The organism is Nocardioides scoriae (genome assembly GCF_900104965.1).
GTDB classification, from domain to species: Bacteria; Actinomycetota; Actinomycetes; order Propionibacteriales; family Nocardioidaceae; genus Marmoricola; species Marmoricola scoriae.
In genome coordinates, this window is sequence record NZ_LT629757.1 from 3,691,896 (window position 1) to 3,717,470 (window position 25,575).

The following is a 25,575-nucleotide window of genomic DNA, read 5'->3' on the forward strand; positions in this document are numbered from 1 at the left end:
ACCGTGGCGGTCCGCCGCTCAGCGGGAGAGCCGGGCCAGGCGCTCGCGCAGCTGCTCGACGCGGTCGGCGTCCCAGCCGGCCGGGTGGAGCATCGCGACCCAGGCGTCCAGCGGCTGGGTGCCGTAGAGGTGGCCGTGGTCCTCGTCGAAGTCGTTGCCGACCGCCATGTCCACCGTGAGGTTGAGGAAGGTCGCCGCGGGCCACCAGCTCATGGCGGGGTTGACCGCCGGGTCCAGGGGCTCCGCGAGCCAGTCGGGCCGCTGCCACAGGGTCGGGGCGTCCCACCACACGATCGGGTCGTCGGCCTGCTGCAGGAAGACCGCGCGGGGGCGGGTGCCCTCGAGGTCGGAGCGGCGGTTGGCGAAGACGAGGTCGCGCCCGTCGCCGACCACGGGGCGCACCTGCGTCGAGCCCGGTCGGCGCTCGCGCTCGGCCTCGCGGCGCAGGTGGACGAACTCCGGGGGCCCGATCCACAGGCTGGCGCGGGTGCGGGCCACGAGGTCGTCGAGGTCGGCGAACGCCTCGGAGGCGCCGTGGCTCCCCAGGCTCTCGCCCGCCACCAGCAGCGCGGGTCGCCGATCCGCCGGCAGGGCGTCGAGGCGGGCGCGGACCGCGCCCACGAGCTGGCGACCGGTCTCGCCGGCGCCCTCGTGCTCGGCGAGGTAGGCCATCGGGCTCGGCAGGTGGGAGTACTGCACGGCGACGGTCGCGACGTCGCCGTCGAGGAGGTGCTCGGGCGGGGAGACGACCTGCTCGTTGACCCACCCGGTGCCGGTCGGCACCACGACCAGCACCGCGGAGCGGTCCCACGCGTCGAGGCGGTCCATCTCGGCCAGCGCGAGCCGCACCCGGCCGGCGACGTCGTCGGCGCTGGAGCGGCCCACGAAGACCCGCACCGGCTCGCGGACCGCGTCGGGATCGGGCGCCAGCGACGCGAGCTCCTCGACGGTCGGCCCGCCGCTGAGGAAGCGGCGCCCCTGGTGGCCGACCTCGGCCCAGTCGACCAGCGATCCGGGAGCCCCCGAGCGCAGCGACCCCGCGGCCGGGGCCTGGGTGCTGCTGCGCACCTGGAGGTCCTGGGCCGCGAAGGTGTCGTTCATCCCCTCCAGCGTGCGGTCGAGGACCCACGTGCTGCTGGCCGCCAGCAGTCCCCACGCGACCACCACGAGGGCGAGCACGCCGGCCACCGAGGCGGGCAGCCAGCGCGCCCCCAGGGCGGTGACGCGGCGGTGCAGCAGGCGCACCAGCCACGCCACCGCCAGCAGCACGAGCAGGGTGGCCAGGGCCAGGCCCAGCGCACCGGCGTACGCCGTGGCGGTGAGGGTGGGCGTGTAGCCCAGGCGCTCCCAGGTCCAGCGGTGCTGGCCGGCCGCGCGGGCGATGCCCACGACGGCCACCCCGAGCAGCACCACGACCAGCACCAGCCGGGGCCGGGCGCCCAGCCGCGGCGGGTCCCACCCGACCAGCCGCAGCAACCGGGTCCCGGCAGCCGTCAGCAGCGCGCCGACGGCGTACCCCACGGCCAGGCCGACCCCGCTCAGGACGCCCTGGAAGACCCACGTGCGGGCCAGCAGCGACGGCGCCAGCGTGGCGTCGAGGAGCAGCACGGCCAGCACGAGGCCCAGGGGGCTGCGGGCCTGCAGCCAGCGGGTGGCGGCCCCGGCGCGTCCGGGTGGGGTGGGCACGCCGGGATCCTACGTTCTCCGGGCGGAGAGGAACTGGACCAGCGGTGCCGGAGGATGGGGGCATGGGCGACGCCGACGTGGAGATCCTGCCGACCGAGCGCGAGGGGGCGTTCGTGGTGCGGGTCGGGGGGCGCGACCAGTCGTGCGTCGACCTCGGCGACCCCACGCGGCTCGTCTTCGACTACGTGCGGCGGATGGGCGACGTCCTGGACGCGGTGGGCGAGCCGGGCCGGCCCGTGCGGGTGCTCCACGTCGGGGGAGCCGGCCTGACGCTGCCGCGCTACGTGGCCGCCACGCGGCCGACGTCGTGGCAGGTGGTGCTCGAGCCCGACGAGGCCCTCACCGCCCGGATCCGCGAGGAGCTCCCGCTGCCGCGACGGAGCGGCATCCGGGTCCGTCCGGTGGCCGGGCGCGAGGGCCTGGAGGCCGTGCGCGACGACGCCGTCGACGTGGTGGTGCTCGACGCCTACCGCGACGGCGAGATGCCCGAGGACCTGGTCAGCGCCGAGGCGGCGGCGGCGTACGCCCGGGTGCTGGGGGTCGGTGGGGTGCTGCTCGCCAACGTGGCCGACCGGGCCCCCTTCGCGCTGGCCCGCGACGTGCTGGCCGGGCTGCGCACCTGCTTCGCCGAGGTCCTCGTGAGCGCCGAGCCCGCGACGCTGAAGGGCCGCCGCCCGGGCAACCTGCTGCTCGTGGCGGGCGGGGACGACCGGCTGCGGCGGGCTCTGGAGCGCAGCGCGACCACCTCGGCGGCGCCGTACCGCGTGCTGGCGGGGGAGCAGGTCGGCAGCGTGCTCGGCGGTGGCGCGCCGCGGGCGGACCCGCTCCGGATCGACACTTGACATTTCAAATGTTGCGCGTAGGATGAGTCCTGTAGTTGAAGTCTCAACTGCACACCTACCTCGCACAGGAGCTCGTCATGGGTCTGTTCAACCGTTCCGACAAGTCCGACACCACCCCCGAGGTCACCGGCACCGGTGGCGCCGCGTCCGCCGTCTTCGACGCGCCGACCACGCACCTGTCCGACATCTCGGGCGAGTACACGATCGACCCCAGCCACAGCCGCATCGGCTTCTCCGCCCGCCACGCGATGGTCACCACCGTCCGCGGCTCGTTCGGCGACTTCGAGGGCACCGCCCACGTCGACACCGCCAACCCGTCGGCCTCCCACGCCAAGGTCGTCATCAAGACCGCCAGCATCGACACCGGCTCCGCCGACCGCGACGGCCACCTGCGCTCGGGCGACTTCTTCGACGCCGACGCCAACCCCGAGATCACCTTCGTCACCACCTCGGTCGAGCGCGTCGAGGACGACGTGTGGCGCCTGGCCGGCGACCTCACCATCAAGGGCGTCTCGCAGCCCCTCTCGATCGACTTCGAGTCCACCGGCTCGGCCGTCGACCCGTTCGGCAACACCCGCATCGGCTTCGAGGGCGCGACCACCATCAACCGCAAGGACTTCGGCCTCACCTGGAACGCCGCGCTCGAGACCGGTGGCGTGCTCGTCTCCGAGAAGATCAAGCTCGAGTTCGACGTCTCCGCGATCAAGTCCGCCTGACTCACCCCGCGGCCCTCGCGGGCCCGTCCCACCACCCCTGCACGAGGCTCCCAGGAGGAGTGACATGGCCGTCCCCGTCGTACGCCTGAACCACGCGGTGCTCTTCGTCTCCGACCTGGAGCGGGCGCTGGAGTTCTACACCGCGGCGTTCGGCGTGGAGGTGGTCGCCCGCGAGCCTCGGGCCGACGCGGCGTTCCTGCGGATGCCGCGCTCGGAGAACCACCACGACCTGGGTCTGTTCGGGGTCGGGGCCGACGCCCCGCCCCGACAGCCCGGGACGGTGGGGCTCTACCACCTGGCCTGGCAGGTCGACACGGTCGAGGACCTCGAGGAGGCCCGCACCACGCTGGTCGGCCTGGGGGCCTGCACCGGGGAGTCCAGCCACGGGGCCACCAAGAGCATCTACGGCGTCGACCCCGACGGCAACGAGTTCGAGGTCATGTGGATGCTGCCCCGCGCCGACTGGGGCGAGCTCGCGCACTCCGCGACCACCGAGCGGCTCGACCTCGCGGCCGAGGTCGCGCGCTGGGGCGGACGCCGCACCGCCGGCCGCGTGGTGGAGGACACCCCCGCCTGAGCCCGCACGCGGGTTTCCGCTCGGCGCACCTGGGCACGCTGCGGGCCTCCGACCCCCGAGGAGTGCGCCGATGAGCCACCCGATCACGGTCCTGTGGTCCGTCCCCCGCTCCGTCTCGACGTCGTTCGAGCGCATGGTGAGCGAGCGCGGCGACCACACCGTCCTCGACGAGCCGTTCTCGCGGGCCTACTACTACGGTCCCGACCGGCGCTCGCAGCGCTACGACTCCGAGATGCCCCACAGCGCGGCGCTGGAGATCCTCGAGGAGATCGAGGACGCCGCTCGCGAGCGGCCCGTCTTCGTCAAGGACATGGCCTACCAGGCCGTCGAGCTGCTCGGCCCCGACCTGCTGGCCCGCTTCCGCAACTGCTTCCTCGTGCGCGACCCGGCCGCCACGCTGCCCTCGCTGGCACGCCACTGGCCCGACTTCACCGAGGAGGAGACCGGCTGGCCCCACCTCGACGAGGCCGCCGACATCGTCGAGTCCCTCGGCCAGCCCCTCGTCGTCGTCGACGCCGACCGGCTCTGCGCCGACCCCGCCGCCGTCGTCGGCCGCTGGTGCGACGCCATGGGCCTCGAGCCCGACCCCGACGCCCTCACCTGGGAGCCCGGCATGCGCCCCGAGTGGGAGCTGTGGGGCGAGTGGCACGGCTCCACCACCCGCACCACCGGCTTCGGCGAGCTCCGCCCGCCCCCGCCCGCCCCCGGCCCCGACCAGCCGCGCCTCCACGCGGCGTACGTCCGGGCGGTGCCGGTCTACGAGCGGCTCGTCGCCCACGCGCTGTAGGGGTGACGCAACGTCATGCGGATGGTGGCCTTGGGCCCCCACTTCGCATGGCGTCCCGCGGCTGGGCGGCGGACGTCGTACGAGGTGGTCGTCGGGGCGGCCAGCTCGCATGACCTCCCGCCTCGCGACGCCGCAACGTCATCCAACGCGGTCGTCAGAGCAGCCAGCTCGCATGACGTCCTCCTCGGCCCGGCGCGACGTCATGCGAATCGTGGGCTTGGACCCCCACTTCGCATGACGTCCCACGGCTGGGGCGTGCGTCGTACGAGGTGGTCGTCGGGGCGGCCGTCTCGCATGACGTCCTGCCCCGAGCCGGCGCGACGTCGTACGAGGTGGTCGTCAGAGCAGCCAGCTCGCATGACGTCTTCCTCGGCCCGGCGCGACGTCATGCGAATCGTGGGCTTGGACCCCCACTTCGCATGACGTCCCACGGCTGGGGCGTGCGTCGTACGAGGTGGTCGTCGGGGCGGCCGTCTCGCATGACGTCCTGCCCCGAGCGCCCCGGGACGACCCCGGACGCCCCCGGGACGCGGCGCCGCGCCCCGCAGCAGGTCAGAACCGCGGCAGCCCCGCGACCTTCCACCCGGCGAAGGCGCCGGCCGCCTCGTCGGTCATGTCGGGGTACTTCTTGACGGCGCCCCTCTTCCAGCCGGACGACGAGTGCCGCCACGTGGTCACGGTGCCCTGCATGACGCCGTCGGCGTCGCGCTCGGCGACGCGGGCGCGGACCAGGCCGCGGGGGTCGTCCGTGCTGCGGGCCCAGCCGACGTCGTCCATCAGGGCGCCGTCGACGGTCCAGGTGCCGCCGCCGGGGGCGGGCAGCGTGACGAGCTTGCCGCCCCTGAACGTGAGCACCCGGAAGAACTCGGCGTGCGCGCCCTGGGTGAACCCGACGACGAGGTCCTTGCCCGTGCGCTCGTCGAGGGTGGCGCTGCCCTGCCACACGGGTCCGCTCCAGCTGGTGAGGGTGCGGGTGGCCTTCACGATCGTGCCGGGCCGGGTGCGGACCCGCACCGTGACGGTGCCCTGGTCAGCGCCCGAGCCGCCCTTGCGCACGACGCCGATCTGGTCGGCGGTGCCGTTGCCGTCGACGTCGGCCGACCTCACCACCCGGCACCCGCTGACGCCGGCGCACACGCCCGGGGCCGCCGAGGCGGGCGTGGCCGCGCCGAGCGTGCCGGCCCCCGCGACCAGGGCCACCGCGACCCACCGTGCCGTGCGTGCTGCTGCTCCACCCATCTCGTCCCCCCGAGGTCCGGGGCGCCGATGGTTGTCATCGGCACCTGTTTCGGAGACTAGGGCGGACGCGCCGGTAGCGGAACCCGCGGACGGCTCCCCGCGCTGGCGAGGTGCCGCCACGCGGCCCGTGGCGGTCAGAGCACGTCGGGGTCGAGGTCGAGCGTGGTGGTGTCGAGAGAGGCGAGCAGGGCCAGCACCGGCCCGGTGCGCGGCAGCTCCACGGCGTAGAAGTACCTCGCCGCGGCCCGCTTGCCGTCGGGGAACCTGCCCTGCGCGGAGCCGACCGCGACCAGCTGCTCGAGCCACAGCCACGCCACGACGACGTGCCCGAACGCCTCGAGGTACGCCGTGGCGTTGGCCAGCGCGAGCGCCGGGTCGCCCTTCTCCCACAGCACGCCGGTCACCCGGACCAGCTCGTCCCAGGTGCCCCCCAGCGCCGAGGCGTACGCCGCGGGCTCGCCGCCGGCGGCCCGGGCCGCCTCGACGGTGGTCGCGATCCGGGCGCCGAGCACGCCGAGCGAGCGGCCACCGCCCTCGACGACCTTGCGGCCGAGCAGGTCGAGCGCCTGGATGCCGTGGGTGCCCTCGTGGATCGGGTTGAGCCGGTTGTCGCGGTAGAGCTGCTCGACCGGGTGGTCGCGGGTGTAGCCGTAGCCGCCGTGCACCTGGATCGCGAGGTCGTTGGCGGCCAGGCACCACTGCGAGGGCCACGACTTCGCGATGGGGGTGAGCAGCGAGAGCAGCTGCTCGGCCTCGCGGGCGGCGTCGGCGTCGGGGTGGGTCCGCGACTCGTCGACGAGGTGGGCGCAGAACAGCACCAGCGCGAGCGCGCCCTCGACGTACGACTTCTGCGCCAGCAGCATCCGCCGGACGTCGGCGTGCTCGACGAGCGCCACCGGTGGGGTCGTGGGGTCCTTGCGGTCGAGCGGGCGGCCCTGGGTGCGCACGCGGGCGTACTCCAGCGAGTGCAGGTAGCCCGTGTAGCCGAGCGCCATCGCACCGGCGCCGACGCTGACGCGCGCCTCGTTCATCATGTGGAACATGTAGGTCAGGCCGCGACCCTCCTCGCCCACGAGGTGGCCGACCGCACCGGCCCGGCCGCCCGGGGTGGCGAGGCCCTCGCCGAAGTTGAGCAGCGTGTTCGTGGTGGCGCGGTAGCCCATCTTGTGGTTGAGCCCCACCAGCGCCACGTCGTTGCGCTCGCCGACCGACCCGTCGTCGGCGGGGAGCCACTTGGGCACGATGAACAGCGAGATGCCCTTGGTGCCGGGCGCCGCGTCCGGGGTCTTGGCCAGCACCAGGTGGACGATGTTCTCGGCCAGCTCGTGGTCGCCGCCGGAGATCCACATCTTGGTGCCGGTGACCCGGTAGCTGCCGTCGTCCTGCCGCACGGCACGGGTGGTGATGTCGCCGAGCGAGGACCCCGCCTGGGGCTCGGAGAGCGCCATGGTGCCGTACCAGCGGCCCGCCACCACCGGCTCGGCGTACGTCGCGACCTGCTCCGGCGTGCCGTACGTCGCCAGCAGGTTGGCGTTGCCCTCGGCCAGGAACGGGTAGGCGAAGGCCCCGATGCTGGCCGCCTGGAACCAGCTCGACGCCGCCTGGTGCACCACGAACGGCAGCTGCATGCCGCCGAGCTCGGCGTCGAAGACGCTGGTCGGCAGCCCCGAGGCGGTGTACGCCGCCAGCGCGGCCTTCACCGACGCGGGCTGCACGACGCGCCCGTCCTCGCCGACGTGGGGCTCGTGGGTGTCGGCCTCCCGGTTGAGCGGCGCGAAGTGCTCGGTCGCCAGCTGCTCGGCCAGGTCGAGGACGGCGTCGAAGGTCTCGCGGTCGTGCTCGGCGTACCGCTCCCGCTCGACCAGGCGCTCGACGCCCAGCCAGTCGTGGAGCAGGAAGTCGAGGTCGCGGCGCGACATCAGCAGCGAGGAGGCCATGGGCTCAGCCTGCCACCGGCGCCGACGTGCGGGGCGCCGGGACGACGCCGTCGGCCTCGAGCCGGTCGAACAGGTCGAGGAAGGCGTCGAGGGTGACCCGGTGGCCGGTGAACCCGGCCCGTCGGCTGCGGGCCAGGTCGGTCAGGCACTCCATGTCGCGGCCGAGGTCGCCGTCGGTGTGCCACCAGGAGGCGACCCGGTCGAGGTCGGCCTCGGCGAGGCCCTCGCGCTCGGCCACGGTGCGCCAGGTCGGGGCGGCGTCGGCCATCTGCTCCTCGAGCGGGCGCGGCTCGCCCTCGAAGCCCTCGGGACGCACGCCGAGGCGCTCGGCGAGCCGGGGCCACAGCCAGCGCCAGCGGAAGACGTCGCCGTTGGCGACGTTGAACGCCGTGTCCGCCGCGGCCGGGTCGGTGGCCGCCCAGTGCAGCTGCTCGGCGAGCAGGTCGGCGTCGGTCATGTCGGTGACGCCGTTCCACTGGGTCTGCGAGCCGGGGAACACGAAGGGCCGGTCGAGCTCGCGGCAGATCGCGGCGTACGCCGCCAGGGTCTGGCCCATGTTCATCGCGTTGCCCAGCGCCGAGCCGATGATGGTGTGCGCCCGGTGCACGCTCCAGGTGAAGCCGTCGCGCTCGGCGGCGGCGAACAGCTCGTCCTCCTGCGCGTAGTAGAAGTTCGGGTAGGGCAGGCGGTCCTCGTCCTCGTGGAACGGCGTGTCCGGCACCTCGCCCTGGCCGTAGGCCTCGAACGGGCCGAGGTAGTGCTTGAGCCCGGTCAGCAGCGCCACGTGGCGCACCGACGCGGCCTCGCCGTCCGCGGGCCGCACGGCCTCGAGGACGTCGCGCACCATGGCGCCGTTGACGCGGATGTTCTCCTCCTCGGAGTCCTGGCGCGCCCACGCGGTGACGAAGACGTGGGTGGGTCGGTGCCCGGCGAGCGCGTCGCGCAGGGACCGCGCGTCGGTCAGGTCGGCCTGCACGGGGCGCACCCCGGGCAGCTCGCGGCCGCTGCGGGACAGGCCCAGGACCTCCCAGCCCCGGGCGACGAGCAGCCGGCACAGCGCGCCGCCGGCGATGCCGGTCGCGCCCACGACCAGGGCGGTGCCGCCGGTGTCGGCGGTGGTCTCGCGGGTGGGGGTGGAGGGGACGGGGGACGGGTCGGCTTCGGTCACTGCTCGACGGTAGGCGGCATCGCCAAGCGTCCGAGCACCGGTGCGGGTAGCATGACGGCGTAGCGGCCGTAGCTCTCGGCCGTGGTCCCACCCGGACGTGGCCGTTCCCGGCCTGACCCGGGAGTCACGCGCCAGGCCCGACCAACGCGGGCGTGGCCGTTCGGACCGACCAGCAGGGGTGGACGATCGCTGTCCGACGACCGGCGCCACGTCCTCCGGGACGGCGCCGGTGACGGGCACACGGAGGAGGAGCCTGTGGCTCGAGGAGGCCAGCGCCAGTCCGGCGCGAGGCGCGGGGGGAACGGCCAGCGACGCCGCGTGCGTCCGGGCGACAACGAGGGCATCATCCCGGTGCTCGCGCGCACGGTCCGCGAGGTCGAGAACGCCGTCGGCAAGGGCTCGGTGATGCCGTCGGTCCGCACGAAGTTCCAGGTCGTCGCGCTGCTCGCCCGCGACGAGCGCACCCGCGTCAAGCAGGACAACACCCTCAACGACTCCCGTCGCGCCGAGCAGCTCAAGCGCCTCGACGGCATCGCGACCATCCTGGCCACCACCGCTGCCCGCGACAGCACGCTGTTCACCCTGCTCGACGAGCACGCCGAGATCTCCGAGTCGGCCAAGATCCTCAAGCGCGAGATGCTCGAGGAGGCCGGCCTCGAGGCTCCCGAGGAGGCCGAGACCGAGGTCGTCGAGGACGCCCTGCCGACCACGCAGCGCCAGGTGGTGCCGCAGTCGGTGATCTCGCGCCAGCTCGCCAACCCCTTCCTCGTCCCCGACTTCACCCACGCCCGCCAGGTCCGCGCCAAGGCGCGCCGGCTCTCCGGCTGGGAGCTGCTCGGCCCGCTGTTCCGCTCCTTCGAGTACGCCGGCCCCGGCGCCGCCGCCTGCATGCCGCTGCCCGACCTCGAGACCGACCCCGGCGCCTTCAAGGCGCCCGACGGCCTCGAGCTGATGCCCCACCAGGCGCAGCTGGTCGCCTCGGCCGCCGCCGGCCACCGCACCTTCCTGCTGGCCGACGAGCCGGGCCTGGGCAAGACCGCGCAGGCGCTGCTGGCCGCCCAGGCCGCCGACGCGTTCCCGCTGCTGGTCGTGGTGCCCAACGTCGTCAAGACCAACTGGGCCCGCGAGGCCGGGCTGTGGACGCCGCAGCGCCCGGCCACCGTGATCCACGGCGACGGCCACGGCGTCGACGGCTTCGCCGACATCGTCGTCGTCAACTACGAGGTGCTCGACCGCCACGTCGGCTGGCTCGGCGACTTCGGCTTCCGCGGCATGGTGGTCGACGAGGCGCACTTCATCAAGAACAAGCAGTCGCAGCGCTCCCAGCACGTGCTCCACCTCTCGGAGAAGATCCGGGCCCGGGCCGGCGCGCCGCTGCTGATGGCGCTGACCGGCACGCCGCTGATCAACGACATCGAGGACTTCCAGGCGATCTGGGAGTTCCTCGGCTGGATCAACGACAAGGTCCCGCTGGGCGACCTCATGGAGGCGCTCGAGGAGACCGGGATGACGCCCCAGGACCCGGGCTTCTACCCCGCGGCCCGGCAGAGCGTCATCGACCTCGGCATCGTGCGCCGCCGCAAGGTCGACGTCGCCGCCGACATCCCCGCCCGCCGCGTGGCCGACCTGCCGGTCGAGCTCGACGACGAGGCCGGACGCTCGATCCGCGCCGCCGAGCGCGAGCTGGCCCGTCGGCTGGTGCACCGCTACGACAGCGCCATGGCCACCCGCAGCTCGGGGCCGGTGCTCGAGGGCATCGACCGCGAGCTGGTCCGCCGCGTCGCCGGCTGGGAGCGCGAGGACTCCTCGACCAAGACCGGCGAGAACGTCTTCGGCATGCTGCGCCGCATCGGCCAGGCCAAGGCCGGGCTGGCGGCCGACTACGCCGCCCAGCTGGCCCGCAGCGTCGGCAAGGTGGTGTTCTTCGCCAAGCACGTCGACGTCATGGACACCGCCGAGGAGCTGTTCGACAAGCGTGGCCTGCGCTACACCTCGATCCGCGGCGACCAGAGCACCAAGCACCGCCAGGAGCAGATCGACTCCTTCGTCAACGACCCCGAGGTCAAGGTGGTGGTGTGCTCGCTGACCGCCGCCGGCGTCGGGCTGAACCTGCAGGTCGCCTCCAACCTGGTGCTCGCGGAGCTGTCGTGGACCGACGCCGAGCAGACCCAGGCGATCGACCGGGTGCACCGCATCGGCCAGGCCGAGCCCGTCACGGCGTGGCGCATCATCGCGACCCAGACCATCGACACCCGCATCGCCGAGGTCATCGACCGCAAGGCCGGCCTCGCCGCCCGCGCGCTCGACGGCGCCGGCGAGGACGTCGCCACCTCGGTCGACGTACAGCTCGAGGCCCTGGTCGCCCTGCTCACCGACGCCCTCGAGGAGCGCGCGGCGGCCTGAGCCACTGGACGTCCTTTCCAGCTACCTGACGTCCGTTGCAACACGCGTCAAGTGACTGATTACCCGGACGTCCGGGTGATCAGCGGCCCGCCAGGAACCCCAGCAGGGCCGCGGTCGTCGCCCCGGGCGCCTCCTCGGGGAGGAAGTGGCCGCAGTCGAGCGCCTCGCCCTGCACGTCGTCGGCGTAGGCCCGCCACACCCCCAGCACGTCGTACGCCGAGCCGACGAAGCCGCGCGCACCCCACAGCGCGAGCAGCGGGGCGGTGACGCGGTGGCCCGCGAGGGCGTCGACCTCGTCGTGCTCGAGGTCGATGGTGGCCGCCGCGCGGTAGTCCTCGCAGGTCGCGTGCACCGCCTCGGGGGAGGAGAAGCAGCGGACGTACTCCTCCACGGCCCGCTCGCCGAACGCGTCCGGGTCCGCCGACCAGCGCCCCAGCTTGGTGCGCAGGTAGAGGGCGGGGTCCGCGCCGATCATCCGCTCGGGCAGGTCGCCCTCCTGGCTGAGGAAGAACCAGTGCTCGTAGGTCTGCGCGAGCGCCCGGTCGACGTGTCCGAAGACGTGCCGGGTCGGCACCACGTCGAGCACCGCCGCCCGGGTCACGCGCGCGGGGTGGTCGAGGCAGAGCCGGTGTGCGACGCGGGCGCCCCGGTCGTGGCCCACCACGGCGAACCGCTCGTGGCCCAGGGCCGCCATCAGGCCGGCCTGGTCGGCGGCCATCGCCCGCTTGGAGTACGCCGCGTGGTCGCCCCCGCCGGGCGGCTTGGCGGAGTCGCCGTACCCCCGCAGGTCGGCGGCCACGACCGTGTGGTGCTCGGCCAGGGCCGGGGCGACCCGGTGCCACATCGCGTGGGTCTGCGGGTAGCCGTGCAGCAGCAGCACCGGCGGTCCGGAGCCCCCCACCTGCGCCCGGACCCGGACGGTGGCGTCCGGCTCCAGGTCGGGAGCGGGGACGTCGACGTCGTGGACGGTGAAGCCGGGGAGCTCGATCACCGCTCCAGCATGCCCCGCGACGGGGCCGCGTCGAGCGGGAGCGTCACCCCGAAGCGGCTGCCGACCCCGGGGGTGCTGCTCGCCTCGAGCCGGCCGCCGAGCAGCTCGACGAGCTCGCGGCAGATCGCGAGGCCGAGGCCCGCCCCGCCGTGGCGCCGGGTCTGGGTGGGGTCGGCCTGGGTGAAGGACTCGAAGAGCGACTCGAGCTGGCCGTCGTCGATGCCGGGGCCGGTGTCGGCGACCACGAACCGGACGGCCGGCTCGCCCGAGGTCGTGACCGCGCGCGAGACCAGCAGCCGCACGCTGCCGGCCTCGGTGAACTTCACGGCGTTGCCGACCAGGTTGGTCAGCACCTGGGTGACCCGCAGCGGGTCGGCCCGCAGCCGGTGCGGCGCGTCGGGCTCGACCTCGCCGACCAGCTCGAGGCCGGCCCGGTCGGCGGCCGGCGCCGCCCACACCAGGACCTCCTCGACCAGCGCCGGCACCGACATCGGCTCGGCGGTCACGGTCAGCTTGCCGGCCTCGAGCCGCGAGACGTCGAGGATGTCGTTGACCAGGCGCAGCAGCTGCAGTGCCGAGCGCTGCACCACCTCGAGGCGCCGGCGCTGGTCGTCGTCGAGGTCGCTGTCGGCCAGCAGCTCGCTGTTGCCCAGGATGCTGGTCAGCGGGGTGCGGACCTCGTGGCTCATGTTGGCCAGGAACATCGACTTGGCCTGGTCGGCCTGCTCGGCCGTGCGCCGCGCCGCCTCGAGGTCGCGCCGCATCCCGGTCTCGACCGTCATGTCCTCCGCGACGCCGTGCACGGCCACCACCTCGCCGTCGACCACGACCGGCACCAGCGCGACGTTGAGGTCGAGCACCTCGCCGGTGCGGGTCCGCATCGCCGTGTGCACCTTCTGGGGCTCGCGCGACCAGGCGTCCGCGAACGCCTTCGCGGCGTCCGGCACGACGTCCGCGGGCAGCAGCCGGTCGAAGCTGAGCCGTCGCAGCTGCTCCAGCGGGTAGCCGCTGATCTCCTGGGTGACCTCGTTGGCCTCCACGAAGGTGCCGGTGGCGTCGAGGGTGAAGGTCGCGTGCGGGTTGTCGGCGAACAGCGCCTCGTAGTGCTGCAGCCGGCGACGCAGCTCGGCGACCTCCGTCACCCGTCCCGCCCGGCGCCGACGGGCCCACCACCTGCGCACTGCCACCTCCTGCCTCGACCGATCGGAGCACATGGTGACAGACCGGGCATCGCGCGTCTCGGTCCCCGGCGCGTCGCCGCGCGGTGGGGCATGGTGGGCGTCGACCCCCCGTCCCGGCACCTGGAGGCACCCATGCCCGCGCTCGACGTCGACGCCCTGCTCCGCGACCTGACGGACCAGGAGAAGGCCTCGCTCGTGCTGGGGGGCGACTTCTGGCACACCGCCGCCGTGCCCCGGCTGGGCCTGCCCGCGATCATGGTGGCCGACGGCCCCCACGGCCTGCGGATGCAGCCCGCGGAGAGCGACCACGCCGGCATCGGCGGCAGCCTGCCCGCCACCTGCTTCCCGCCGGCGGCCGGCCTGGCGTCGTCGTGGGACCCCGAGCTGGTGGCCGAGGTCGGGCACGCGCTGGCGCACGAGGCGCGCGAGCAGGGCGTGTCGGTCGTGCTCGGGCCGGGGGTCAACATCAAGCGCTCCCCGCTGTGCGGGCGCAACTTCGAGTACTTCTCCGAGGACCCCCACCTCGCCGGCGAGCTCGCCCTGGCGATGGTGCGCGCGGTCCAGGAGGGTGGCGTCGGCACCTCGCTCAAGCACTACGCGGCCAACAACCAGGAGGACGACCGGGTGCGGGTCTCGGCCGAGGTCGACGAGCGCACCCTGCGCGAGATCTACCTCCCGGCGTTCGAGCGCGTCGTCACCGCCGCCCAGCCCTGGACGGTGATGTGCTCCTACAACCGCGTCAACGGGGTGCACGCCTCCCAGCACCCGTGGCTGCTCACCGAGGTGCTGCGCGGCGAGTGGGGCTTCGAGGGCCTGGTGGTCTCCGACTGGGGCGCGGTCCACGACCGCGTCGCCGCGCTCGCCGCGGGGCTCGACCTCGAGATGCCGCCGCAGCACGGCCACAGCGACACCGCCGTGCTCGAGGCGCTGGCCTCGGGGGCGCTCCCGCGCGAGGTCCTGGACCGGGGCGTGCGACGCGTGCTCGAGCTGGTCGCGAGGGCGCAGCCGACCCTCGACGAGCACGGCAGCGACGCCTCGGAGCCCCAGGCCGTCGACCGCCACCACGCCCTGGCCCGTCGGGCGGCGGCCGCCGCCGCGGTGCTGCTCAAGAACGACGGCGACCTGCTGCCGCTGGAGCCCGCGGCCGGCACCACGCTCGCCGTCGTCGGTGCGTTCGCCACCGACCCGCGCTACCAGGGCGCCGGCAGCTCGCAGGTGGCCCCGACCCGGGTCGACACCCTGCTCGACGAGCTGGTCGCCCTGGTCCCGGAGGGCGTCGAGGTCCGCCACGCGGCCGGCTTCCGGCTCGACGACGAGCAGCCCGACACCGCGCTGGTGCAGGAGGCGGTGGCCCTGGCCCGGGACGCCGACACCGTCGTGCTGAGCCTGGGCCTGCCGGCGGCCGCGGAGTCCGAGGGCTTCGACCGCACCCACCTCGACCTGCCCCCGGCCCAGCTCGCGCTGCTCGAGGCCGTCGCCGCGGTCCACGACCGGGTGGTGGTGCTGCTGTCCAACGGGTCGGTCGTGCGGCTCTCGACCTGGGAGCACCTGGCCGGGGCGGTCCTGGAGTGCTGGCTGGGAGGACAGGCCTCCGGCGGGGGCGCGGCCGACCTGCTGCTCGGGCGGGCCACGCCCGGCGGCAAGCTCGCCGAGACCGTGCCGCTGCGCCTGGAGGACAACCCGTCCTACCTGTCCTTCCCGGGCGACTCCCAGCGGGTGGTCTACGGCGAGGGCGTCTTCGTCGGCTACCGCGGCTACGACCACCGCGACCAGGAGGTCAGCCACCCCTTCGGCTTCGGCCTCTCCTACACGACCTTCGCGCTGGGGCGCCCCGCGGTCGAGGTCACCGGCTCGGTCGCCGGGGGCGACCTCGCCGTCGAGGTCGCCGTGGAGGTGACCAACACGGGCAGCCGTCCGGGCGCCGAGGTCGTGCAGCTCTACGTCGAGGACGTCGAGGCGTCGGTGGCGCGACCCGACCGGGAGCTGCGGGCCTTCGCGCGCGTCCACCTCGGCCCGGGGGAGTCCGCGACCGCCCGGCTGCGGCTGGACGCCCGTGCGTTCTCGTTCTGGTCCGAGGTGCTCGGGCGCTGGGCCGTCGAGGCCGGCGAGTTCGTGCTGCGGGTCGGCACCTCCTCGCGCGACCTGCCCCACGCCGAGACGCTCCACCTCGACGCCCCCTCGGTGGCCCCGCCGCTCACGGGGTGGTCGAGCCTGCACGAGTGGCTGGCCGACGAGCGCGGCCGGGCGCTGCTCGAGGAGGTGACCGCCTCCGCGCCGGGCGGGGGCGGGATCCTCACCGACGCCCAGATGGTGACCGTCATCGGCTCGATGCCGCTGGAGACCCTGGCCGGCTTCGGCCAGGGCGGGCTCGACCACGCCACCCTGGTGACGATGCTGGAGCGGCTGTGAGCGAGCACCCCGCCGACCACCACGACCTGATCCGGGTCCAGGGCGCACGCGTGCACAACCTGCGCGACGTCGACGTCGAGATCCCCAAGCGGCGGTTGACGGCCTTCACCGGCGTCTCCGGGTCGGGCAAGAGCTCGCTGGTGTTCGCGACCATCGCCGCGGAGTCCCAGCGCCTCATCAACGAGACCTACAGCGCCTTCCTGCAGGGGTTCATGCCCTCCCTGGCCCGCCCCGAGGTCGACCTGCTCGACGGGCTGACGACGGCGATCATCGTCGACCAGGAGCGGATGGGCGCCAACCCGCGCTCGACGGTCGGCACCGCGACCGACGCCAACGCGATGCTGCGGATCCTCTTCAGCCGGCTCGGGCAGCCCCACGTCGGCCCGCCGACGGCGTACTCCTTCAACGTGCCGACCCGCGTCGCGAGCGGGGTGATGAGGACCGAGAAGGGCGGCACCCAGCAGAAGACGGTGGTCAAGGACGCGGTCTACCAGGGCGGCATGTGCCCGCGCTGCGAGGGCACGGGCGCGGTCACCGACATCGACCTGACCGCGATCTTCGACGCCTCCAGGAGCCTGGCCGACGGCGCCCTGACGGTGCCGGGCTACAGCATGGACGGCTGGTACGGCCGGATCTTCGCCGGCGCCGGGCTGCCGATGGACAAGCCGGTCGGGGAGTTCACGCCCGCCGAGCTCGAGAAGCTGCTGCGTGCCGAGCCCACCAAGATCAAGGTCGAGGGCATCAACCTCACCTACGAGGGCGTGCTGACCAAGCTGCAGAAGACCACCCTGACCAAGGACGTCGAGTCGATGCAGCCGCACGTGCGCCGCTTCGTCGAGCGGGCGGTCACCTTCACCGCCTGCCCCGACTGCGGCGGCACCCGGCTCTCCCGGGAGGCGCTCGCCTCCCGGGTGGGGGGCCGCAACATCGCCGAGCTGTGCGCCATGCAGATCAGCGACCTGGCCGCCTGGCTGCGCGACCTCGACGAGCCGTCGGTGGCGCCGCTGCTCGGTGGCCTGCGGCACCTGCTCGACTCCTTCGTGGAGATCGGGCTCGGCTACCTCTCGCTGGACCGGTCGTCGGGGACGCTCTCGGGCGGCGAGTCGCAGCGGACCAAGATGATCCGCCACCTCGGGTCGTCGCTGACCGACGTGACCTACGTCTTCGACGAGCCGACCATCGGGCTGCACCCCCACGACATCGAGCGGATGAACTCCCTGCTGCTCCAGCTGCGCGACAAGGGCAACACCGTGCTCGTCGTCGAGCACAAGCCCGAGACCATCGCGATCGCCGACCACGTGGTCGACCTCGGGCCCGGGGCGGGCACCGCGGGCGGCCAGGTCACCTACCAGGGCGACGTGGCCGGGCTGCGGGCCAGCGACACCGTCACCGGTCGCCACCTCGACGACCGAGCCCGCCTCAAGGAGTCCGTCCGCACGCCGACCGGCGTGCTCGAGGTCCGCGGTGCCCGCGAGCACAACCTGCGCGACGTCGACGTCGACGTGCCGCTCGGCGTGCTGTGCGCCGTCACCGGGGTGGCCGGCTCCGGCAAGAGCTCGCTGGTCCACGGTCACCTCGCTGGCCGCGACGGCGTCGTCGTGGTCGACCAGGGCGCCATCCGGGGCTCGCGGCGCAGCAACCCCGCGACCTACACCGGGCTGCTGGAGCCGATCCGCAAGGCCTTCGCCAAGGCCAACGGCGTCAAGCCGGCGCTGTTCAGCTCCAACTCCGAGGGAGCCTGCCCGGCCTGCAACGGCGCCGGTGTCATCTTCACCGAGCTCGGCATCATGGACACCGTCGAGTCGACCTGCGAGGAGTGCGAGGGCCGCCGGTTCCAGGCCGCCGTCCTGGAGCACACCCTCGGCGGGGAGAACATCGCCGACGTGCTCGCGATGTCGGTCAGCCGTGCCGAGGCGTTCTTCGCCGAGGGCGAGGCGCGCACGCCCGCCGCCCACGCGGTGCTGCGACGCCTGGCCGACGTGGGCCTGGGCTACCTCACCCTGGGCCAGCCGCTCTCCACGCTCTCCGGCGGCGAGCGGCAGCGGATCAAGCTGGCCACCCAGATGGCCGAGAAGGGCGAGGTCTACGTGCTCGACGAGCCCACCACGGGTCTCCACCTCGCCGACGTCGAGCAGCTGCTGGGCCTGCTCGACCGGCTGGTCGACTCCGGCCGCTCGGTCGTGGTGATCGAGCACCACCAGGCCGTGATGGCCCACGCCGACTGGGTCGTCGACCTCGGTCCGGGCGCCGGCCACGACGGCGGCCGGGTCGTCTTCGAGGGCACGCCGGCCCAGCTGGTGGCCGACCGGTCGACGCTCACCGGGCAGCACCTGGCGGCGTACGTCGCGGGCTGAGGGTCAGCCCCGCGACCCGGTCCCCGGGGCGAGCCCCGCCGCCCACCCGGGCGCCGACGCCGACCCGAAGAGCCCGGGCAGGCCGCCGGTGTGGAGCAGCACGGTGCGCTCGCCGGGCCGCACGTCGCCGTCGCGCACGGCCGCCGCCAGCCCCGCGAGCGCCCGGCCGGTGTAGACGGGGTCGAGCACCAGTCCCTCCGTGCGCGCGGCCAGCACGAGCGCGTCGCGCACCGGCTCGGGGAAGGTCGAGTAGCCCTGGCCCACCTGGTCCAGCCGCAGCCGCAGCCCCGTCGGGTCGGCGCCCAGCTCGCGGACCAGCCCGGTGACCCGCTCGACGGGGTCGGCCGTGGCGCCGGTGTCGACGCCCAGCACGCGTCCGGTCCCGAGGCCGGCGACCAGGCCGGCCTGGGTGCCGCCCGACCCGACCGCGACCACCACGTGCGCCACGTCGGGCACCTGGGCGAGCAGCTCGCGGCCCGCGTCGGCGTACGCCGCGGCGCCCACGGCGTTGGAGCCGCCGTAGGGGATCAGCTCGGCGACGGTGCCCGCGGACGCCAGGTCGGCCACCCGCTGCGCCGCCAGCCGCTCGAGCCCCGGGGTGTCGACCGCGCCGGCCCAGTGCAGGCGGGCCCCGAGCAGCCGGTCGAGGAGCAGGTTGCCCGCGACGTGCGGCGGCTCGTCGCCCGCGAGCACCAGCTCGACCCCGAGGCCGAGCCGGGCGCCGGCCGCGGCGGTCAGCCGGGCGTGGTTGCTCTGGGCGGCGCCGGTGGTGACCAGGCTGGTCGCGCCCCGTCGCAGCGCCACTGCCACGGTGCGCTCGAGCTTGCGGACCTTGTTGCCGCCGGCCCCGAGTCCGAGCAGGTCGTCACGCTTGACCACCAGGTCGTCGGGCTCCAGGCCCAGGGCGGCCGCCAGGCGCGGTGCCCGCTCGACCGGGGTGGGGTAGGAGCCGAGGCCGACGACGTCGGGGGGCGGGGAGTCGCTCATCGTCCGATCCTGGCAGGCCGGCCGTGCCGCGGCGTACCGTGGTGAGGACACCCCCCTCGGCCCGGTCCAGCAGGACGTGGCGCAGGCGGGTGCCACGAGAGGTGGCCGTCATGACGACAGCCCGAGCAGAGACGGCCGGCTACGCCGGGCTGGCACGCGAGATCCGGTCCCTGGGGCTGCTGGCCCCACGGCGCCGCTTCTACGCCCTGGCCGGTGGCACGGCGCTGCTGGTGGCGGCCCTGGTGGTCGCGGCCATGCTCACCTGGCGCGACTCCTGGTGGCTGCTGCTCCTGGCCCCCGTGCTGGCGGTGGTCTCCACCCAGTTCGGCTTCCTGGGCCACGACGTCGGCCACCGCCAGGTCACGCGCGGCCGGGTGCCCACCCGGGTGCTGGGCGTCCTGGTCGGCAACGGCCTGGCGGGGCTGAGCTACGGCTGGTGGGTGGCCAAGCACAACGCCCACCACGCGCACCCCAACGACCTCGCGACCGACCCCGACGTCGCCGTCGGTGCGCTGGTGTGGACCGCCGAGCAGGCCGACGAGCGTCGTGGCCTGGCGGGCTGGGTCACCGCCCACCAGGCGCTGCTGTTCGTGCCGATGCTGCTGGGCGAGGCGGTGGCGCTGCACGTGCACAGCGTGCGGCGGGTCTTCCAGCCCGACCTGCGCGACCGGGCCGCCGAGGCCGTGCTGCTCGCGCTGCACCTCGGCGGCTACGTCGCGCTGCTGGTCACCACGCTCACCTGGCCGCAGGCGCTGGCCTTCGCGGCGCTCCACAAGAGCCTGCAGGGGATCTATCTCGGCCTGTCGTTCGCGCCCGGCCACAAGGGGATGCCCGTGCTCGGGCCCGAGCAGGCCGCCGACCCGCTGCTGCGCCAGGTGCTGACCTCGCGCAACATCCACGGCGGCTGGTTCGTCGACGTGGCGCTGGGCGGGCTGAACTACCAGATCGAGCACCACCTGTTCCCGAGCATGCCGCGCGCCAGCCTCCGGCACGCCCAGCCCGTGGTGCGCCGCTTCTGCGAGGACGCCGGGGTGCCGTACGCCGAGGTGACCGCCCGTGAGGCCTACCGCGCCGGCTTCACCCACCTCCGGGCGGTCGGCGCCGGGCTGCGGCGGCGTACGGTCGCGGCGTGAGCGACGCCGACCTCCGCTTCTGGTTCGACCCCGTGTGCCCCTTCGCCTGGATGACCAGCCAGTGGGTGCGGGTGGTGCAGCGGCAGCGCGAGCCGGCCGGCGACCCGCTGGTGGTCGAGTGGCGGCTGATCTCGCTGCGCCTGCTCAACCGGGCGGTGGACTACGACGCGCAGTTCCCGCCGGAGTACGCCGCGGGGCACACCGCCGGCCTGCGGCTGCTCCGCGTCGCCGCCCGCACCCGCGAGGAGCACGGCGGCGAGGCCCTGGGCAGGCTGTACGCCGCTCTCGGCGCGGCGATCTTCGACACCCCGCACGACGGCTCGTGGACCGACGCCGCGCACCAGCTCGACGCGCGGGGCACCCGCGACTTCCTGGCCCCGGTGCTCGCGTCGTGCGACCTGCCGGCCGAGCTGGCCGACGCCCTCGACGACGAGTCCCGCGACGCCGCCCTCCAGGCGGAGACCGACGAGGCGCTGGCGCTCACCGGCAGGGACGTCGGCACCCCGATCCTGCAGGTCGACCCGCCCCACGGCGCGGCGTTCTTCGGACCGGTCATCAGCCGGCTGCCCGACGAGGACGCGGCCGTCGAGCTGTGGGACCACGTCGTGGGCCTGGCCCGGTTCGCGGGGTTCGCCGAGCTCAAGCGCAGCCTGCGCGAACGGCCGCAGCTGGCCGGGCTCGGGGTCGCGGTCGACGAGGTCGGCCAGCAGGAGGACTGGCACGGCGGCAGCAGGCGCCAGCACCGCTGACAGCGCTCCGGGGCGTCTGCCAGGCTGGTGCCCGTGTCCGAGCAGACCACCTCACCCGCCCCGCTGCACCACCAGCAGTCCATCGTCGTCCACGCCTCGGCCGAGGACCTCTACGACCTCGTCAGCGACGTCACCCGCACCGGCGAGTGGAGCCCGATCTGCCAGGCCTGCTGGTGGGACGACGAGACGCGCCCCGCGACCGTCGGTGCCTGGTTCACCGGCCGCAACGTGACCCCGACGCGCACCTGGGAGACCCGCTCGCAGGTCGTCGCCGCGGCCCGGGGCCGCGAGTTCGCCTGGCTCGTCGGGGAGGGCTACGTGCGCTGGGGGTTCACCCTCGACCACGGCGACGACGGCACGCTGCTGACCGAGTCGTGGGACTTCCTGCCCGCCGGCCTGGCGTTCTTCCGCGAGAAGTACGCCGACCAGGCCGACGCCCAGGTCCAGGACCGCACCGACGCCGCGCTCTCCGGGATCCCGGTGACCCTCGCGGCGATCAAACGGATCGCGGAGCAGGGCGCCTGAGCGTCATCATGGTCCGGTGAAGAAGCGCGAGGAGGAGCTGGTCGTCGCCCGCAACCGCAAGGCGCGGCACGACTACCACCTCGAGGACACCTGGGAGGCCGGCCTGGTGCTGATGGGCACCGAGGTCAAGGCGCTGCGTGCCGGACGCGCCTCGCTGGTCGACGGCTTCGCCGACCTCGAGGACGGCGAGGTGTGGCTGCACCAGGTCCACATCCCGCAGTACGCCCAGGGCACCTGGACCAACCACACCGTCCGCCGCAAGCGCAAGCTGCTGCTGCACCGCACCGAGATCTCCCGCATCGAGCGCCGCCTCGCCGAGCCCGGCCTCACCCTGGTCCCGCTGTCGCTCTACTTCTCCGGCGGGCGCGCCAAGGTCGAGATCGCCCTGGCCCGCGGCAAGAAGACCTGGGACAAGCGCCACGCCCTGGCCGAGCGCCAGGCCACCCGCGAGGTCGAGCAGGCCTTCTCCCGGCGGCTCAAGGGGCACCGCGACTAGGGCGGTGGACGAAAGGAGGAGACCGGCGGCCCCGGCAGCCCCGCCTACCCCAGCTCCCGGTCCAGGTTGAGGGCGGCGGAGATGAGCGACAGGTGGGTGAAGGCCTGGGGGAAGTTGCCGAGCTGCTCGCCGGCGAGGCCGATCTGCTCGGCGTAGAGGCCGAGGTGGTTGGCGTAGGTGAACATCTTCTCCAGGGCCAGGCGGGCGTCCTCGAGGCGGCCGACGCGGGTCAGCGCCTCGACGTACCAGAACGAGCAGAGCGAGAACGTGCCCTCGGTGCCGTCGAGGCCGTCGGGGGAGGCCTCGACGTCGTAGCGGAAGACCAGGCTGTCGGAGACCAGGCGCTCCTCGACCGCGGCCAGGGTGGAGACGAAGCGCGGGTCGTTGGGGGCCACGAACTTGACCATCGGCATCAGCAGCACGCCGGCGTCGAGGGTGTCGGAGCCGCGCGCCTGCATGAACGCGCCCACCTCGTCGTCCCAGTGCTCGGTCATGATCCGCTGGTAGATCTCGTCACGGACGTCGGCCCAGCGGGCCAGCTCGCCGGGCAGGCCGCGCTGCCGGGCGGTGCGCATCATCCGCTCGATGGCGACCCAGCTCATGAGGAGCGAGGTGGTGTGGTGGCGCGGGTCGTCGCGGACCTCCCACATCCCGGCGTCGGGGCGGCTCCAGTGGTCCATCAGCCACTCCAGCGCCCGGGTCAGGTCGCTCCAGGCGTCGGCGCTGATCCCCTCGCCGTACTTGTTGAACAGGTAGACCGAGTCGATCAGCTCGCCGTAGATGTCGAGCTGCAGCTGGTCCACCGCGCCGTTGCCGATCCGGACCGGACGCGAGTCGCGGTAGCCGCGCAGGTGCTCCAGCTCCGACTCGTGGGGGACGTGGCCGTCGATGTCGTAGAGCACCCGCAGCGGGCCCAGGTCCTCGCTGGAGCCGCCGTCCTCGGGCGGGTGGGCCATCCGCTCGGAGAGCCAGCGCATGAACGCCGCGGCCTCCTCGGTGAACCCCAGTCGCAGCAGCGCGTAGAGGCTGAACGCCGCGTCGCGGATCCACACGTAGCGGTAGTCCCAGTTGCGCTCGCCGCCGATCGATTCCGGCAGGCTCGTGGTCGGCGAGGCGATGATCGCGCCGCTGGGCTCGTGGGTGAGCAGCTTGAGGGTGAGCGCGGAGCGGTTGACCGTCTCGCGCCAGCGTCCGGTGTACGTCGACCGGGCGATCCAGCCCCGCCAGAACGCCGCGGTGCGGGCGAACAGGTCGTCGCTGTCCACCTCGTCGGCCGAGGCCACCGGCTGGTCGGGCGCGAGCACCTCGAGGACGAACAGCGCCTCCTGGCCCTGGTCGAGGCGCAGCTCGGCCGAGACCTCCCCGTCGACGAGGTCGAGCGGGACCGAGGCCGTCAGGCCCAGCCGCAGGTCGCCGCCGGTGATGAGCACGCCGTGCTCGGTCGCCTCGGTCTCGGGGTGGACCCGGCCGTAGTCGGGCCGGGCGGCCAGCGACATCGTCAGCTCGGTGGAGCCGCGGACCGCCGTCACCCGGCGCACGATCCGCTGCCGGTGGTCGGGGTCGCCCGCGCGCAGCACCGGCATGAAGTCGTGGACCTCGGCGACCCCGCGCTCGGTCATGAAGCGCGTCACCAGGATGGTGCTGTCGGGGAAGTAGAACTGGCTGGTCCGCGCGTCGGGCACGCTCGGCCCGAGCCGCCAGGAGCCGCCGCGCCCGGGGTCGAGCAGGCTGCCGAAGACGCTGGGCGAGTCGAAGCGGGTCGCGCAGAACCAGTCGATGGTGCCCTCGGACCCCACCAGCGCGCAGGTGCGCAGGTCGCCGATCAGCCCGTGCTGCGCGATCGGCAGGAAGCCCGGCGCCTCCTCCTGCGACGGCTCGTCGGGCTCAGCCACGCAGCTGCCACCCGCCGGTCGGCATCTCCAGCGCGGCCTCCGGGCCCCAGGAGCCGGGGGCGTAGGACTGCACCTGCGGGGGCGACTGCAGCACCGGCTCGCAGACCTGCCACAGCCGGTCGACCTCGTCGGCGCGGGTGAACAGCGTCTGGTCGCCGCGCATCACGTCGAGCAGCAGCCGCTCGTAGGCCTCCAGCGGGGTGGCCTCGGGGGCGGCGTCGCCGACGTCGAGGTGCATCACGGCCTCGACCAGGTCCATGTCGGGACCGGGCTTCTTGGCGCGCAGCTCGACGTGCACCTTGGGGTCGTCGGTCAGCTCGATGACCAGGTCGTTCGGCGGCCGGCGGGTGGGCTCGTCGTCGAACAGGGTGCAGTCGGACCCGCGGAAGCGGAGCGTGATGACGCGGTCGCTGCGTGCCAGCCGCTTGCCGGTGCGCAGGTAGAACGGCACGTCGCGCCAGCGGTCGTTGTCCACGAAGGCCTCGATGGCCACGAAGGTCTCCACCTCGGAGTCCGCGTCGACGTCGTCCTCGTCGCGGTAGCCGTCGTACTGGCCGAAGACCACGCGCTCGGGGTCGAGCGGGCGCATCGCCTCGAAGACCGCGTGCTTGGCGTCGCGCACGGCGCCCTCCTCGAAGCTGCCCGGGTCCTCCAGCGCCACGAAGCCGAGCAGCTGGCACAGGTGCGTCGAGATCATGTCGCGCAGGCAGCCGGTCGACTCGTAGAAGCTGCCGCGCCCCTCCATGCCGAGGTCCTCGGGCACGTCGATCTGGACCGAGGCGATGGAGCGGCTGTCCCAGGCCGGCTCGAAGAGGCCGTTGGCGAAGCGCAGCGCCAGGATGTTCTGCACCGCCTCCTTGCCGAGGAAGTGGTCGATCCTGAAGACCTGGTCCTCGTCGACGACGTCCTTGAGCGCGGCGTCCAGGCTGCGGGCGCTCTCCAGGTCGAGGCCGAACGGCTTCTCCAGCACCAGCCGGGCGCGCTCGGTCAGCTGCTCGCGTCCGAGCATCGCGACCATGTCCTGCATCGCCGCGGGCGGCACCGAGAGGTAGACCAGGCGGCGCACGTCGTCGCCGAGCTGCTCCTCGGCCTCGCGGACCCGGTCGGCCAGCTCGCTGCCGTCGTCGGAGTCGGAGGTCTGGAAGGAGATCCGCTCGAGCAGGTCGGCGGCCACCTGCTCGTCGAGGTCGTCGACGGTGTCCTCGAGGCCCTCGCGGACCTGCTGGCGGAACTCCTCGTCGTCGCCGGGGGAGTGCCTCCCGCTGCCGATGACGCGGTAGTCCGAGGGCATCCGGCCGGCCGCGGCGAGGTGGTAGAAGCCGGGGAACAGCTTGCGGGCGGCCAGGTCGCCGGTCGCGCCGAACAGGACCATCACGTGGGGAGGCAGCTGCTCGTGGGCGGAGGCGGCCGAGGCCGTCTGGTCGGGGGAGGAGGGGGAGGAGTCAGGCACCCCCCTGTCGTACCCGACCGGCCCTGAGCCTCACGTGGCCCTCGCCGGCGGGC

The 25,575-nt window shown here is 74.0% G+C and carries 20 protein-coding genes; 11 read left to right on the forward strand and 9 right to left on the reverse strand.

The window, feature by feature from the left end; translation table 11 throughout:
- Nucleotides 1–18: 18 nt before the first annotated feature.
- Nucleotides 19–1,686: an alpha/beta-hydrolase family protein gene (locus BLU55_RS17505; protein ID WP_091732375.1), complete on the reverse strand. Its 1,668-nt coding sequence runs from the start codon at nucleotides 1,684–1,686 to the stop codon at nucleotides 19–21.
- 62 nt (nucleotides 1,687–1,748) lie between these two features.
- Between BLU55_RS17505 and BLU55_RS17510 the strand changes: the two genes are divergently transcribed.
- The 4 genes from BLU55_RS17510 to BLU55_RS17525 all read left to right on the forward strand — a co-directional run bounded on the left by BLU55_RS17510 (nucleotide 1,749) and on the right by BLU55_RS17525 (nucleotide 4,608).
- A complete protein-coding gene (locus BLU55_RS17510; protein ID WP_091732377.1) occupies nucleotides 1,749–2,528 on the forward strand; it encodes a spermidine synthase in 780 nt (259 codons plus the stop codon).
- A 77-nt stretch (nucleotides 2,529–2,605) separates the two neighbouring features.
- Entirely contained in the window at nucleotides 2,606–3,244 is a 639-nt protein-coding gene (locus tag BLU55_RS17515; protein ID WP_091732380.1) for a YceI family protein, read from the forward strand.
- Nucleotides 3,245–3,308: 64 nt separating this feature from the next.
- On the forward strand, nucleotides 3,309–3,821 hold the full coding sequence (locus BLU55_RS17520) for a VOC family protein (RefSeq protein WP_091732382.1): 513 nt from the start codon (nucleotides 3,309–3,311) through the stop codon (nucleotides 3,819–3,821).
- Nucleotides 3,822–3,891: 70 nt separating this feature from the next.
- Nucleotides 3,892–4,608: a sulfotransferase-like domain-containing protein gene (locus BLU55_RS17525; RefSeq protein ID WP_091732385.1), complete on the forward strand. Its 717-nt coding sequence runs from the start codon at nucleotides 3,892–3,894 to the stop codon at nucleotides 4,606–4,608.
- Between the two features lie 552 nt (nucleotides 4,609–5,160).
- On the opposite strand, the gene BLU55_RS17530 is transcribed toward BLU55_RS17525, so the two are convergent.
- From BLU55_RS17530 to BLU55_RS17540, 3 genes are all read right to left on the reverse strand, one after another.
- Nucleotides 5,161–5,808, reverse strand: coding sequence for a hypothetical protein (locus tag BLU55_RS17530; RefSeq protein WP_091732388.1), 648 nt, complete (start codon nucleotides 5,806–5,808; stop codon nucleotides 5,161–5,163).
- Between the two features lie 173 nt (nucleotides 5,809–5,981).
- Nucleotides 5,982–7,784, reverse strand: a complete 1,803-nt coding sequence (locus tag BLU55_RS17535) for an acyl-CoA dehydrogenase (RefSeq protein WP_091732390.1) — start codon at nucleotides 7,782–7,784, stop codon at nucleotides 5,982–5,984.
- Nucleotides 7,785–7,788: 4 nt separating this feature from the next.
- A complete protein-coding gene (locus BLU55_RS17540; protein ID WP_091732393.1) occupies nucleotides 7,789–8,952 on the reverse strand; it encodes an SDR family oxidoreductase in 1,164 nt (387 codons plus the stop codon).
- Nucleotides 8,953–9,270: 318 nt separating this feature from the next.
- On the opposite strand from BLU55_RS17540, the gene BLU55_RS17545 reads away from it, so the two are divergent.
- Complete coding sequence (locus BLU55_RS17545) at nucleotides 9,271–11,355, forward strand: DEAD/DEAH box helicase (protein WP_331713568.1); 2,085 nt, start codon at nucleotides 9,271–9,273, stop codon at nucleotides 11,353–11,355.
- A 79-nt stretch (nucleotides 11,356–11,434) separates the two neighbouring features.
- Here the strand turns inward: BLU55_RS17545 and BLU55_RS17550 are convergent, their stop codons facing one another.
- Nucleotides 11,435–12,346 carry an alpha/beta fold hydrolase gene (locus BLU55_RS17550; protein WP_091732398.1) on the reverse strand — a complete coding sequence of 304 codons (912 nt, stop codon included), beginning with the start codon at nucleotides 12,344–12,346 and terminating at the stop codon, nucleotides 11,435–11,437.
- Complete coding sequence (locus BLU55_RS17555; protein WP_157682935.1) at nucleotides 12,343–13,488, reverse strand: sensor histidine kinase; 1,146 nt, start codon at nucleotides 13,486–13,488, stop codon at nucleotides 12,343–12,345. Before BLU55_RS17555 ends, BLU55_RS17550 begins: the two co-directional genes overlap by 4 nt.
- A 171-nt stretch (nucleotides 13,489–13,659) precedes the next feature.
- Here BLU55_RS17555 and BLU55_RS17560 point away from each other — a divergent pair, with 171 nt between their 5' ends.
- Nucleotides 13,660–15,936, forward strand: a complete 2,277-nt coding sequence (locus tag BLU55_RS17560; RefSeq protein ID WP_091734184.1) for a glycoside hydrolase family 3 C-terminal domain-containing protein — start codon at nucleotides 13,660–13,662, stop codon at nucleotides 15,934–15,936.
- Entirely contained in the window at nucleotides 15,933–18,290 is a 2,358-nt protein-coding gene (locus BLU55_RS17565; RefSeq protein WP_091732403.1) for an ATP-binding cassette domain-containing protein, read from the forward strand. The genes BLU55_RS17560 and BLU55_RS17565 overlap by 4 nt, the downstream gene beginning before the upstream one ends.
- Before the next feature lie 3 nt (nucleotides 18,291–18,293).
- On the opposite strand, the gene BLU55_RS17570 is transcribed toward BLU55_RS17565, so the two are convergent.
- Entirely contained in the window at nucleotides 18,294–19,277 is a 984-nt protein-coding gene (locus BLU55_RS17570) for a pyridoxal-phosphate dependent enzyme (RefSeq protein ID WP_091732406.1), read from the reverse strand.
- Between the two features lie 110 nt (nucleotides 19,278–19,387).
- On the opposite strand from BLU55_RS17570, the gene BLU55_RS17575 reads away from it, so the two are divergent.
- Genes BLU55_RS17575 through smpB form a run of 4 tightly spaced genes read left to right on the forward strand, consistent with a single transcriptional unit; the run spans nucleotide 19,388 to nucleotide 22,180 of the window.
- Nucleotides 19,388–20,410: an acyl-CoA desaturase gene (locus BLU55_RS17575; protein WP_091734186.1), complete on the forward strand. Its 1,023-nt coding sequence runs from the start codon at nucleotides 19,388–19,390 to the stop codon at nucleotides 20,408–20,410.
- On the forward strand, nucleotides 20,407–21,159 hold the full coding sequence (locus BLU55_RS17580) for a mycothiol-dependent nitroreductase Rv2466c family protein (protein WP_091732408.1): 753 nt from the start codon (nucleotides 20,407–20,409) through the stop codon (nucleotides 21,157–21,159). Before BLU55_RS17575 ends, BLU55_RS17580 begins: the two co-directional genes overlap by 4 nt.
- Before the next feature lie 33 nt (nucleotides 21,160–21,192).
- Nucleotides 21,193–21,684 (forward strand): SRPBCC family protein, encoded by a 492-nt coding sequence (locus BLU55_RS17585; RefSeq protein WP_231916936.1) that lies wholly within the window; start codon nucleotides 21,193–21,195, stop codon nucleotides 21,682–21,684.
- A gap of 16 nt (nucleotides 21,685–21,700) precedes the next feature.
- Nucleotides 21,701–22,180 (forward strand): SsrA-binding protein SmpB, encoded by a 480-nt coding sequence (gene smpB, locus BLU55_RS17590; protein ID WP_091732411.1) that lies wholly within the window; start codon nucleotides 21,701–21,703, stop codon nucleotides 22,178–22,180.
- 44 nt (nucleotides 22,181–22,224) lie between these two features.
- Here the strand turns inward: smpB and BLU55_RS17595 are convergent, their stop codons facing one another.
- On the reverse strand, nucleotides 22,225–24,072 hold the full coding sequence (locus tag BLU55_RS17595) for a glycoside hydrolase family 15 protein (RefSeq protein ID WP_091732414.1): 1,848 nt from the start codon (nucleotides 24,070–24,072) through the stop codon (nucleotides 22,225–22,227).
- Nucleotides 24,065–25,522 carry a glucose-6-phosphate dehydrogenase gene (gene zwf / locus BLU55_RS17600; protein ID WP_231916937.1) on the reverse strand — a complete coding sequence of 486 codons (1,458 nt, stop codon included), beginning with the start codon at nucleotides 25,520–25,522 and terminating at the stop codon, nucleotides 24,065–24,067. Before zwf ends, BLU55_RS17595 begins: the two co-directional genes overlap by 8 nt.
- Nucleotides 25,523–25,575 lie beyond the last annotated feature (53 nt).

Excerpts from the sequence above, each read along its gene's own strand:
- BLU55_RS17575 (WP_091734186.1), top strand. The coding sequence starts at position 19,388 with ATGACGACAGCCCGAGCAGAGACGGCCGGCTACGCCGGGCTGGCACGC.
- BLU55_RS17510 (WP_091732377.1), top strand. The coding sequence starts at position 1,749 with ATGGGCGACGCCGACGTGGAGATCCTGCCGACCGAGCGCGAGGGGGCG.
- BLU55_RS17520 (WP_091732382.1), top strand. The coding sequence starts at position 3,309 with ATGGCCGTCCCCGTCGTACGCCTGAACCACGCGGTGCTCTTCGTCTCC.
- BLU55_RS17560 (WP_091734184.1), top strand. The coding sequence starts at position 13,660 with ATGCCCGCGCTCGACGTCGACGCCCTGCTCCGCGACCTGACGGACCAG.
- BLU55_RS17515 (WP_091732380.1), top strand. The coding sequence starts at position 2,606 with ATGGGTCTGTTCAACCGTTCCGACAAGTCCGACACCACCCCCGAGGTC.
- BLU55_RS17570 (WP_091732406.1), bottom strand. The coding sequence starts at position 19,277 with ATGAGCGACTCCCCGCCCCCCGACGTCGTCGGCCTCGGCTCCTACCCC.
- BLU55_RS17535 (WP_091732390.1), bottom strand. The coding sequence starts at position 7,784 with ATGGCCTCCTCGCTGCTGATGTCGCGCCGCGACCTCGACTTCCTGCTC.
- BLU55_RS17525 (WP_091732385.1), top strand. The coding sequence starts at position 3,892 with ATGAGCCACCCGATCACGGTCCTGTGGTCCGTCCCCCGCTCCGTCTCG.